The organism is Saccharospirillum sp. (genome assembly GCF_039982735.1).
Taxonomy (GTDB): domain Bacteria; phylum Pseudomonadota; class Gammaproteobacteria; order Pseudomonadales; family Natronospirillaceae; genus Saccharospirillum.
Window position 1 is genome coordinate 292,781 of sequence record NZ_JBDWXV010000003.1, and the last position, 11,738, is coordinate 304,518.

The window sequence follows — 11,738 nt, forward strand, 5'->3', positions numbered from 1 at the left end:
TCATCATACGCAGACCCTCCGCCAGCCGCGAGCAACACGGCGTTTCGGCCAACGACGGTTCGTTTGTGCATTCAGTCCCGATACAGACCCCGCATTGACATATGATTTTTCATATATATGATTTGCCGCACTTAACGTTTGCTGAGCCCCGACCATGAGCCAGAAACAACGCGTTCTCTTTATTTGCACCGCCAACTCAGCCCGCTCATTAATGGCCGAAGCCCTAATGCGGGATATGGCCGGCGACCGCTACCAGGTGTTCAGCGCCGGGCTCGAACCCAGCCAGGCGGACTTGCGGGCGCTGCGAGCCCTGAAGGGCTCGGGTATTTCGACAGCAGGGCTGCGCTCCAAAGCCTTGGGGGATGTGCTCAATGACCCGTTCGACATCGTCATTACCCTGTGCAACAAAGCCACCCAGGAATGCCAGTCGGTACAAGGCACCCGGCAAACCCTGGCCTGGGACTTTGAAGACCCGGTGACACGGGCTGGGCTGCGCCCGTTTGAAACCACCCTGACTGAACTGAGCGAGCGCCTCAAGATGTTCCTGCTGATTCAGGGCAAGCCTTTTCGTGCCCGCCAGCACAGCCTGACGCCGCTTGCGTTTTACAAAAACCTGGCCGAAGACACCCGCTTGCGCGCCCTGCTGCTGATTCACAGCCAACAGGAACTGTGCGTCTGCGAACTGACCGAAGCCCTGCAGGAAAGCCAGCCGAAAATTTCGCGCCATCTGGCGCAACTGCGCAAAAGCGGCCTGCTTCAAGACCGTCGCGACAGCCAGTGGGTGTTCTATTCCATCAACCCGAATGTGCCCGACTGGTGCCTGACCGTGCTCGACGAAACTCAGGCTGCTAATGCGGGCTGGATCGAGGAAGACACCCAGCGTTTAAACAACATGGGCGACCGGCCCGAACGCACGGCCAAATGCTGTGCGCCTGCTTCGGCAACACCCATTGACGCTAAGGAAACCAAACACTAATGGGCATTTTTGAACGCTTCATGTCGCTCTGGGTAGCGCTGGCCATTCTGGCGGGTGCCGCACTTGGTTGGTTGTTGCCCGGCGCTTTTACCAGCATCGCCCAAATCGAATTCGCACACGTTAACCTCGTCATTGCCGTTTTCATCTGGCTGATGATCTACCCGATGATGGTGCAGATCGATTTTTCATCGCTGCGACAGGTGTCCGACCAGCCCAAGGGGCTGGCGCTGACACTGGTGGTCAACTGGCTGATAAAACCGTTCACCATGCTGGGCATGGGCTGGCTATTTTTCCGGGTGATCTTCGCACCCTGGGTTGATCCGGCCACCGCCACTGAATACATCGCCGGCATGGTGCTGCTGGGCGTGGCACCCTGCACCGCCATGGTGTTTGTCTGGAGTCAGCTGACTCGCGGTAACCCCAACTACACCCTGGTTCAAGTGTCGGTCAACGATGTCATCATGGTCGTTGCGTTTGCTCCACTGGCGGCTTTTTTATTGGGTGTTACCGACATACAGGTGCCCTGGCCGACACTGCTGTTGTCGGTCGTGCTCTATGTTGTGCTGCCGCTTCTGGCCGGTGTCATGACCCGTCACTGGCTGAACCGGCGCGGAGACGCCAACCATCTGGCGTCGTTCCTGGCGGCCATAAAACCCTGGTCCATTCTCGGTTTGCTGGCCACAGTCACCCTGTTATTTGGTTTACAGGCGCAAACGCTGCTTGAGCAGCCATTGGCCATTGGCATGATTGCCATCCCGTTAACACTTCAGACATACGGCATCTTTATCATCGCGTTTATCGGTGCCTGTTGGCTGCGGTTGCCGCACGCCATTGCAGCCCCGGCTTGCCTGATCGGGTCGTCCAATTTCTTCGAGTTGGCCGTTGCGGTGGCCATTTCCCTCTTCGGCCTGCATTCCGGTGCGGCCCTGGCGACGGTGGTGGGCGTATTGGTAGAAGTGCCCGTCATGTTGTCACTGGTTGCCATTGCCAACCGCACCCAACCCTGGATGGACCGTCGCGCGGCAGCACGACCCGCAACATCCTGACCTTTCCCGGTTTGTTTATTCTGGAGACACGGCATGACACTTAAGATCGGTATCAATGGGTTCGGCCGTATTGGCCGCCTGGCATTGCGGGCGGCGTTCGACTGGCCCGAAGTGTCCTTTGTGAAAATCAACGATCCGGCAGGTGACGCCGCTACCCATGCGCACCTGTTGAATTTCGATTCGGTTCATGGAATCTGGCAACACACCGCCACTTCCGATGGCGAACGCCTGTACGTGGGTGGTCAGCCTATTGAAGTGTGCCAGTCCAAAACCATCACCGATACCGACTGGTCGGGTTGCGATGTGGTCATCGAAGCATCTGGCAAGATGCGCGACACCGACTTGCTGAACGGCTACCTTGAACAGGGTGTCAGGCGCGTTGTTGTAACGGCGCCGGTAAAACACCCCGATGTGTTGAACGTCGTCATGGGCGTTAACGACGACCGTTACGACGCGACCCGCCATCGCATTGTGACCGCTGCCTCCTGTACAACCAATTGCCTGGCCCCGGTGGTCAAAGTGATTCACGAAAACCTGGGCATAAAGCACGGTTCAATCACCACCATTCACGACCTGACCAATACCCAGAGCATTCTCGACACCCCGCACAAAGATCTGCGTCGGGCACGGGCGTGCGGCAGCAGCTTAATTCCGACCACGACGGGTTCAGCCACTGCTATTATCGAGATTTTTCCCGAACTCAAGGGCCGGTTAAACGGTCACGCTGTCCGAGTGCCGCTTGCAAACGCTTCACTGACCGACTGTGTGTTTGAAGTTGAACGTGCAACCACAGCTGACGAAGTCAATGGCTTGCTTAAAGCGGCTGCCGCTGGCGAGCTTAAAGACATTCTCGGCTACGAGGAACGCCCACTCGTCTCGGTCGACTACAAGACAGACCCACGCTCCAGCATCATTGATGCACTGTCGACCCTGGTCGTCAACGACACCCAGGTAAAACTCTACGCCTGGTACGACAACGAGTGGGGCTACGCCAACCGCACGGTTGAACTGGCCCGCAAGGTTGGATTGAGCGATCAATGATACGGCTGCGCCATCTGTCGGCCGGCGTGCGCCAGTACCTGGTCGTCACCGGCAATTACTGGGCGTTCACTCTGACCGACGGCGCTCTGCGCATGCTGGTGGTGCTGCACTTTCACAGCCTGGGTTACTCACCTCTGCAGATCGCGCTGCTGTTTGTGTTTTACGAGTTTTTCGGCATTGTCACCAATCTGGTCGGCGGCTGGCTCGGTGCCCGGCTTGGGTTAAATACCACCATGAACCTGGGGCTCGGCTTACAGATCATTGCGTTGACCATGCTGCTGGTACCAGACGTATGGTTAACCGTGCCGTGGGTGATGGCGGCTCAGGCACTGTCTGGCATCGCCAAAGACCTGAACAAGATGAGCGCCAAGAGCTCGATAAAACTGCTGGTCCCGAATGATCAGCAAAGTCAGTTGTATCACTGGGTAGCACTGCTCACGGGCTCAAAAAACGCGTTGAAAGGCGTTGGCTTTTTTGTGGGTGGTGCCTTGCTCGCCTGGCTGGGCTTTCGCGGCGCGGCCGGTGCCATGGCCATCGCGCTGGCGCTGGTGTTTGCACTGAGCTTGCGTCTGCTCACCCAGGATCTGGGCAAGGCAAAGAACAAACCCAAATTCAGCCGCCTGTTTTCAAAAAGCCCGTCAATCAATGTGTTGTCCGCCGCCCGCCTGTTTCTGTTCGGTGCGCGCGATGTCTGGTTTGTGGTGGCACTGCCGGTTTTTCTAAGTCAGGTTCTTGGCTGGCCCCACGTGCAGGTCGGTAGCTTTATGGCCTTGTGGGTCATCGGCTACGGCGTGGTTCAGTCGCAGGCACCGCATATTACCGGTAAGCGTTCGGGGCGAATGCCGGGGCGCAATTCAGTCATTGCCTGGGCTTTGTTCCTGGCGATTATTCCCGCGGGCATTGCCATTGGGCTGATGACAATGGACAACGTAACGACCGTTCTTGTTGGTGGTTTGCTGGTGTTCGGCGTGCTGTTCGCCGTGAACTCTTCGTTGCACAGCTACCTGATTGTCAGCTTCGCCGATGCCGACGGCGTGTCATTGGATGTGGGTTTTTATTACATGGCCAACGCGGCCGGTCGCTTGATAGGCACGGTTCTGTCGGGGTGGCTGTATCAGGCTTACGGGCTGGAGATGTGTCTGTGGGTATCTGCGGGGTTTGTTGCTTTGGCGGCGCTTATTTCGGTTGGGTTACCGATTGTCCGAGAACCTCAAACCTGACGGCTACGCCGTCCCCCTCTTTCTAGCTCTCTCTCATAGGGAGAGAGGACTGTACAGCGCGGTGAGTGATAAGCGCGCTAATTACCCGAACGGCTCCCTCTCCCGCTTGCGGGAGAGGGCACGCTCTTCTCGTTACTGCACACCCATGCTGCGCAAATACTCTTCGTAATTACCGGTAAAGTCGGTAATGCCAGACGGCTGCATATCCAGAATGCGCGTCGCCAGTGACGACACAAATTCACGGTCGTGGCTGACGAAGACCAGTGTGCCCGGGTAATTTTCGAGCGCCAGGTTCAATGCCTCGATGGATTCCATATCGAGGTGGTTGGTCGGCTCATCCATCAGCATCACATTCGGTTTGGTCAGTGTTAGCTTGCCGAACAGCATGCGGCCCTGCTCACCACCGGATACAACCTTGACTGACTTGCCGATCTCATCGCCTGAGAACAACATACGACCCAGGGCACCGCGCACGGCTTGTTCACCCTGGTTGGTCCACTGCGACATCCATTCAAACAAGGTCGCGTCGCGGGCAAAATCTTCGGTGTGATCCTGGGCAAAGTAGCCCACGTCAGCACTGTCGGTCCATTTAACCTCACCGGCCTGGGGCGTCAGTTTGCCCGCCATCACGTTAAGCAGTGTTGTTTTGCCGATGCCGTTCGGGCCGATGATGGCAATGCGTTCACCGGCTTCGACTTTAACGCTCAGCTTCTTGAACAACGGAGCGTCCGCTTCATAACCGAAGGTCAGGTCAGTCAGGGTAACGGCCTGGCGATGCAGTTTCTTTTCCTGATCAAAGCGAATGAACGGGCTGACTCGGCTTGAAGGCTTCACTTCAGCCAGCTGGATCTTATCGATCTGTTTGGCGCGCGAGGTCGCCTGCTTGGCCTTGGAAGCGTTGGCTGAGAAACGGCTGACGAAGGTTTGCAATTCAGCAATTTGCGCTTTCTTCTTCGCGTTGTCGGACAGCAACTGCTCACGAGATTGAGTGGCGGCCGTCATGTATTCATCGTAATTGCCCGGGAACAGGCGCAGCTCACCGTAATCCAGATCGGCCATGTGCGTGCACACACTGTTCAGGAAGTGACGGTCGTGCGAGATGATGATCATGGTGCTGTTACGCGCCACCAGAATGCTTTCCAGCCAGCGGATGGTGTTGATGTCCAGGTGGTTGGTCGGTTCATCGAGCAGCAGGACGTCAGGGTCGGAGAACAGTGCCTGTGCCAGTAAGACACGTAATTTCCAGCCGGGTGCCAGGGCACTCATCGGGCCGTTGTGCTGTTCCAGCGGTATATCCAACCCGAGCAACAGTTCCCCGGCACGGGAATCGGCGGTGTAACCATCCATTTCAGCGAAAGCGACTTCAAGCTCGGCTACGGCCATGCCATCGTCTTCGCTCATTTCCGGCAATGAGTAAATACGCTCACGCTCGGCTTTCACGCGAGACAGTTCGGTATGCCCCATGATGACGGTGTCGATGACGGTCTGATCTTCAAAGGCGAACTGATCCTGCCGCAACTTACCCAAACGGGTATTGGGTGCGAGCATCACCTGTCCGTTGGTTGGCTCCAAATCGCCGCCCAGAATTTTCATGAACGTCGACTTACCGCAGCCATTGGCACCAATCAGGCCGTAGCGGTTGCCGTTGCCGAATTTGACAGAGACATTTTCGAACAGGGGTTTGGCCCCGAACTGCATGGTGATGTTAGCGGTAGAGATCAAAGCGAAAACCTATCGACAGTGGCGCATGGCAACAGGCCTGCGCGAAATGGGCGAGCATTGTACAGTTTTCATGCGTCAATAGGCAGGGGGAGCCAGCAGCAATTGTGTAACCCGTTTAGAACAAGGTGGAAACAGCTGTGCATTAAAAAAGGGCGCCGAAGCGCCCTTTTCGCATAACCGGATGATACTCAGCCTTTACGGCCTTCAATGCTCAGTTTTCCCGGGCCCATGGCGACGATGAACAGGAAGCCGCCTGCGATGGCAAAGTTCTTGAACAGAGAGATCATCTGCATCTGATCAGATGGATCAAAATGGAAGATCACACCGGAGACCACACAGAAGCCAGCCAGTAACAAGGCACCGATGCGTGCCTGAAAGCCAACCAGTACGGCCAGACCGCCCAGTATTTCAACCAGAATGGTCGGGTAAATGAGAATGCCGGGCACGCCCATCATCTCCATGTAACCTTGAGTACCTTCGATTCCGACGAGTTTCTGAAAACCACTCATGATGAACATGAACGAGATAAGAACGCGGCCGCCGAGCATGGCCAGAGGAGATAATGCATTCATAGTGTTGCTCCTGATTGGGTCTAGGTGAGTGTCCTGTGACCACTGGCCACGAGATGACGCTACTGTAGGTCAGCCCCCGGTTCAGGTATATCTAAAGAATTCGAGCTAGTTGATTAAGAAAACTGAAGGCCCTGCTCCAGCATCAGCCGCCAAAGAGCACTGTCGCATTCTGGCTGACTTGCTCCTGAAACACCTCGGGCTTCAAGTCACGGGCTTCAGCCAGTCGACTGAGTGTCGAAGGCCAGTCCAGCAAGGGGTTATCCAACCCCTCTGGTTGAAATGAATGGCTGCCGGACAGGTGCTGCACCGCTATACGCTGATCCGGGGCGTCGGTTTCCACCAATACCCGCTCGGCGGGTATACGAGCCAAAGCGTCCAATGTTTTGGCCGACTGAAAAATCACACTGCCCGCACCCAGATAAAACCCCCGGTCCACATAGGCCATAGCCTGAACGTAAGGCCCGACAAAGCCGTGCACCACGCCAACTACCGACGGGAAGCGTTTCAAACCTTGCAGTATCCGGTCATGGGCTTTAACAGAATGGATGATCACAGGCAGGGTTCGGTCACGGGCGATGGCCAACTGGGCCAGAAACCAGTCGAACTGATGTTGTGCAGAGGGTGATTCAGGATGGTGCTTGAAAAAATCGAGGCCGATTTCTCCAATGGCAACACAGTCGCTATGCCGATCCAGCCAGGATACCAGGGTGCGGGTGTCGGCAGGTTTTTCCGGTAAAAACCAGGGGTGATGCCCGGCTGCCAGTGACACCCGGGGGTCCTCGCTAAATTGCCGGTGAGCCTGTTGCCACTGGTCGGGGCCGGTACCCGGCACTAACCAGTGGTCCAGGCCCGCCGATTGCGCACTGGCCATGCAGTGGCCGGGGTCATCCAGAAAATCCAAATGACAGTGACTGTCAAACCCGGCCATGCCTTCACCTTATCGGTCAGTAATAGCTGTAGCGATCCCGCAACTCTCGCAACCGCGCTTCGGCGCCGGCCAAGTCCCGGATAACATCGTCACGCTGCTGCTCAAGCGTACCCTGACGTTCTTTCAACAAAGCGATTTCTTCGTAAATGACCCGACGTTGCTCTTCTGGCGTGCCCGATCCAAACAGCGCAGCTTCTTTTTCCAGTAGCTGTTGCTCTATGCGAGCCTGCTCTGCCTCATTGCTGCGTTGCTTACCCTCCAGATTGCTGACTTCGCTGGCAACCTGATAAATCTGCCGGCCGGCTTCGTAGCCATCCAGGAACTCAGGCTCCAGTGACGGCGGGCAGATGCCGTTGTACTGGTAGCCACTGCGCGCGCGGTTAAACCCGTTTCTGGGTGTGCAGAAAACCAAGAGGCCTTCGTCGTGTCCATCCTGATAATCGCGCAGGTCTGGCGTTATGCCATGCTTGGCACACGCTTCACGGTGCGCCCCTATGCGAGTCTCAGGTTGCCCGTTCGCCCCGTCTTCATAACCGATGGAATACCAGTCAGCGGTCAAACATTCGTCTTCACTGAGCGTGGCACATCCGGATAAGACCGTCACCGCAACAAGAACCACTACACCCCAATATTTCATATCTGTTTCCTAAGCAGAGAGCCGACCAACAGGATGGTAATCCTGGTCAAACCAAGGTTTCTACAATCGCTAGCGCTGAGTGCTAACCGTGTAAAGCGTATGTAATAGTTTCGCACAGTTAGCTGAATCCGTCATGAACAGCACACTGTTCGTCGGGTGTTATCCGGCGTGGCGCCTTGAATAGGCCCCTTTCGGAATACTGTGGGGACGCCAGTCTGGTCGGTGACGCCTGGGTTGGTGCAGTAAGTCTTTGATCGATACCCAGTCAATATCCGGATAGTCGCCCGGGTCTAAGCTTTCAAAAAAGGCCAGCGTTTCCGGATAGGGGTGACAAATGACCGTGACCGACCCGTTCAGACGCGCCATATCAAGAGCCAGTTGCCACTGTTGTTCAATAAATGCGGGTGTGGGTTCGTGGTCCAGAAATACCTGGCGCCGGTTCCAGGGTACGCCCATCTGCTCTGCCATACGCCAGCCCTGGGTGTTGGAGACCGTTACACTGTCGAAATAGAACCAGTCACGCGCCAGCAATTCGGTCATCACCCAGCCCATGGCCTCGGCATCCCGCGTTAACCGGCTGCCCATGTGGTTGCTGAGCCCCTCCGCGAAGGGCACAGCGTCCATGCCCATCGAGAGATTGGCCAGCAACTGCTGGTCGCCATCGTCCCGGGTCAGCCCCAGGGGGCCCAGCGGAAAATTGCTCTCATTGGACATGGGAGCATGCACAATCACCGTTTTCCCGGCGTCCACCGTCGACTCTGCCAGGGGAATGGTATAGGGCAACCCCGGCATAATGGCGATGGTTTGAATAAAGGGAATCTGAATGGCAGCCAGACCTGACTGCCACTGGTTACCCAGGTCATCGACCACCACGGCCACTTTGCTGCGGTCCGTGGCGGAAGCGATGCCTGTGACAAGCGTGAGCAAGGCGCACAGACTCAAACGCAGAGTCTGGCGCCCCATCGAGTTAACGCGAGGCATTCAGGACGCGCATGCCTTTCAATAACGTCACGGCCTGGTACAACTGGTAGTCGTTAATGAGGTCATTGTCTGCCCCACTATCCGCCTCTGTTGCTTCTTCGGCCTCTTCCTCGCCAGCCTCTTCATTTTCACCGAGTAAATGACCGGCAAGATTGGCTTCAGAGTAATAGGGATTACCGTTTTCCTGCGTCAGTTTACCGGGGTTGACGATAATATCCGGCTCAATGCCCTGCGCCTGAATGGAGCGGCCATTGGGTGTGAAATACCGGGCCGTCGTCAGTTTGATCGCATGGTTGTCATTCAGCGGTAAAATCGTTTGAACCGACCCTTTGCCAAAGCTGCGGGTACCCATGATCACACCGCGGCGATGATCCTGTACGGCACCGGCTACAATTTCCGAGGCCGATGCAGACCCACCGTTAATTAACACCACCAGGTTCACGCCATCGCTCGGGTCGTCTGAATTGGCTTCAAATTCGCTGGCCGAATTAGGCAGACGGCCTTCGGTGTAGACAATCAGGCCCTGGCTGATCAGGGCATCAACGACATCGACTGACGCCTGCAAAACGCCACCCGGGTTATTGCGTAAATCGAGTACCAGACCGTCGAGCGCGCCTTCGTTTTCGTCACGCAGGGACTCCATGGCTTCGACAAAATCGCGACCGGTACGTTCCTGGAACTGGGATATCCGGACATAACCAACGCCCGGTTCGATCATCCGGTTGCGAATGCTGGTGACTTGAATGATGTCGCGGGTAATTTCGAATTCCAGCGGCTGGTTCTCGCCTTCACGGGCGACGGTGAGGGTGACATCGGTGCCCGGGCGTCCGCGCATCAGGTTAACGGCATCGCTAATGGTCATGCCTTTAACCGGTGTGTCATCAATCAGAGTGATCAGGTCGCCGGATTGCATGCCAGCACGGTAGGCTGGCGTATCGTCAATGGGGGCCACAACACGCACAAAGCCCGTCTCGTCGAGCGAGATCTCAATACCCAGACCGCCAAACTCGCCGCGAGTGCTTTCACGCAAATCTTCAAAGTCTTCCGGGGTCAGGTAGTCGGAATGCGGATCGAGGCCCGACAACATGCCTTCGATGGCATTTTCGATCAACTCGCTGTCTTCAACGTCTTCAACGTAAGCTTGTTTGATGCGCTCCAGAACCTGCGAGAACATTCGAACGTCGTCGACCGGGAGGCGTGTTTCCACCCGCTCGGCATGAACGCTGCTCGCGATACCGATGGAAACGCCAACGACCAGGGCGGTAATCGCGCTCAACCAGGGACTGCGGATCAACTTCATAACGGTTCCTTTCACATCTGTGTTGGGTTGTACTCTATTGGTTTGCCTGGTCATGAACACTGGTCTATCTCATTAATGCCCTGGGACCCAAGCCGTAAGTCTAGCGTTTTTCCAGCCAATTGGCCGGATTTTCAGGTCGGCCATTGCGACGCACTTCAAAATACAGGCCACTTTCGTCAAATCCACCCGAGGCTCCGGCTTCGGCCAGTGTGTCTCCGGCTTCCACCCACTCGCCTACGGTACGCAGTAACGTCTGGTTCCGACCATACAAGGTCATCAGACCATCGCCGTGGTCGAGAATGACCAGCAGACCAAAGCCGTTCAACCAGTCGGAAAACACCACGCGTCCATGATGCACCGCATTTACATCGGTACCGGTGTCTGCTGCCAGCCACCAGCCCTGCCATTTCAAACCCGAGTTATCTTGCGCTGTATCGTACCGGGCCCGCAGTGTGCCCTCCAGCGGCCAGGGCAGACTGCCTCTGACATCGCCCATGTCGATATCGGCCGGAAACTCCAGATTCATATCCGTCAGTTCCGCCTGCATCCGCTCTATTAATTGCGTCAGCTGAGTCTGCTCTTCCTGCTTGCTTTCCAGCGATTGCTCCGTTTGCTCCGCTTCAGCCTGCAAATTAACCAGGATTTGCGCCCGCCGGTTCTTTTGCGTTGCCGCTTCTGCCTGGGCTTGCGCCAATTCATCCCGGTCGCGGCGTAGCTGTTCTGCCAGCCGGGTCTGCTCCTGAATGACCACGCTCAATCGATTGGACTGTTCAATCCACTGTTGCAATTGCGCGTTCTGTTGCCGGTTCAGAATCGCAAAATATTGCATCTGCCGGGCCAGATCTTCGGGCCGCTCACCAGACAGGAGCAGTTTGATCAGCGGCTGGTTATTCTGCTTGTAGGCGAGACGTAAAATCTCAGCCATGGCGTCCCGTTGATCATCCAGCTGTTGTTCCAGCTGGCTCTGCTCGGCCTCCAACTCGGTGCGCCGGCTGACCGCCTGGCTCAAACGCCCGGCCAGATCATTCAATTGCCGGTTCAACTCACCAATACGCCGCTCTGTTTGCTCCAGTGCCTGGCGCTGCTCCGATACCTCTTCACGGTTTCGACTGAGTTGCTGCTGCAAATCACCAATCTGGGATTGCAGTTGTTCCAAATCTTGCTCGCGCAAACTGAGATCATCTTCGGCAACCGAAAAGCCCACGAGACTGCAGAGTAAAAGCCAGAGCAAGGTGCGTTGAAACGCAGTCAGTTGAAACACAGATTCGGCGAACTCATTCAGGTTGGGGGGCCCCATCCATACCGGGGGCGATGT

At 56.3% G+C, this 11,738-nt stretch carries 11 protein-coding genes; 4 read left to right on the forward strand and 7 right to left on the reverse strand.

Translation table 11 applies throughout. The features are described from left to right. Nucleotides 1-154 precede the first annotated feature (154 nt). The 4 genes from ABJT94_RS02700 to arsJ are packed head-to-tail and all read left to right on the forward strand — an operon-like array spanning nt 155 to nt 4,283. Nucleotides 155-976 carry a metalloregulator ArsR/SmtB family transcription factor gene (locus ABJT94_RS02700; RefSeq protein WP_348477529.1) on the forward strand — a complete coding sequence of 274 codons (822 nt, stop codon included), beginning with the start codon at nt 155-157 and terminating at the stop codon, nt 974-976. After that, nucleotides 976-2,022, forward strand: coding sequence for an ACR3 family arsenite efflux transporter (arsB, locus tag ABJT94_RS02705; RefSeq protein WP_348477530.1), 1,047 nt, complete (start codon nt 976-978; stop codon nt 2,020-2,022). Before ABJT94_RS02700 ends, arsB begins: the two co-directional genes overlap by 1 nt. A 33-nt stretch (nt 2,023-2,055) precedes the next feature. Continuing rightward, nucleotides 2,056-3,063, forward strand: coding sequence for an ArsJ-associated glyceraldehyde-3-phosphate dehydrogenase (locus ABJT94_RS02710; RefSeq protein WP_348477531.1), 1,008 nt, complete (start codon nt 2,056-2,058; stop codon nt 3,061-3,063). Continuing rightward, complete coding sequence (gene arsJ, locus ABJT94_RS02715; RefSeq protein ID WP_348477532.1) at nt 3,060-4,283, forward strand: organoarsenical effux MFS transporter ArsJ; 1,224 nt, start codon at nt 3,060-3,062, stop codon at nt 4,281-4,283. Before ABJT94_RS02710 ends, arsJ begins: the two co-directional genes overlap by 4 nt. A 132-nt stretch (nt 4,284-4,415) precedes the next feature. Here arsJ and ABJT94_RS02720 read toward each other — a convergent pair whose 3' ends face one another. The 7 genes from ABJT94_RS02720 to ABJT94_RS02750 form a co-directional block, all read right to left on the reverse strand. Beyond that, nucleotides 4,416-6,005: an ABC-F family ATPase gene (locus ABJT94_RS02720; protein ID WP_348477533.1), complete on the reverse strand. Its 1,590-nt coding sequence runs from the start codon at nt 6,003-6,005 to the stop codon at nt 4,416-4,418. 188 nt (nt 6,006-6,193) lie between these two features. Next, complete coding sequence (locus tag ABJT94_RS02725; RefSeq protein ID WP_348477534.1) at nt 6,194-6,577, reverse strand: DoxX family protein; 384 nt, start codon at nt 6,575-6,577, stop codon at nt 6,194-6,196. A 142-nt stretch (nt 6,578-6,719) separates the two neighbouring features. Beyond that, a complete protein-coding gene (locus tag ABJT94_RS02730) occupies nt 6,720-7,505 on the reverse strand; it encodes a TatD family hydrolase (protein WP_348477536.1) in 786 nt (261 codons plus the stop codon). Nucleotides 7,506-7,521: 16 nt separating this feature from the next. Beyond that, nucleotides 7,522-8,142, reverse strand: a complete 621-nt coding sequence (locus ABJT94_RS02735; protein WP_348477538.1) for a DUF2799 domain-containing protein — start codon at nt 8,140-8,142, stop codon at nt 7,522-7,524. 159 nt (nt 8,143-8,301) lie between these two features. Further along, nucleotides 8,302-9,123, reverse strand: a complete 822-nt coding sequence (locus tag ABJT94_RS02740) for a divergent polysaccharide deacetylase family protein (protein ID WP_348477539.1) — start codon at nt 9,121-9,123, stop codon at nt 8,302-8,304. After that, nucleotides 9,110-10,423, reverse strand: a complete 1,314-nt coding sequence (locus tag ABJT94_RS02745; protein ID WP_348477540.1) for a S41 family peptidase — start codon at nt 10,421-10,423, stop codon at nt 9,110-9,112. Before ABJT94_RS02745 ends, ABJT94_RS02740 begins: the two co-directional genes overlap by 14 nt. A gap of 100 nt (nt 10,424-10,523) precedes the next feature. After that, nucleotides 10,524-11,684: a peptidoglycan DD-metalloendopeptidase family protein gene (locus tag ABJT94_RS02750; RefSeq protein WP_348477542.1), complete on the reverse strand. Its 1,161-nt coding sequence runs from the start codon at nt 11,682-11,684 to the stop codon at nt 10,524-10,526. Nucleotides 11,685-11,738 lie beyond the last annotated feature (54 nt).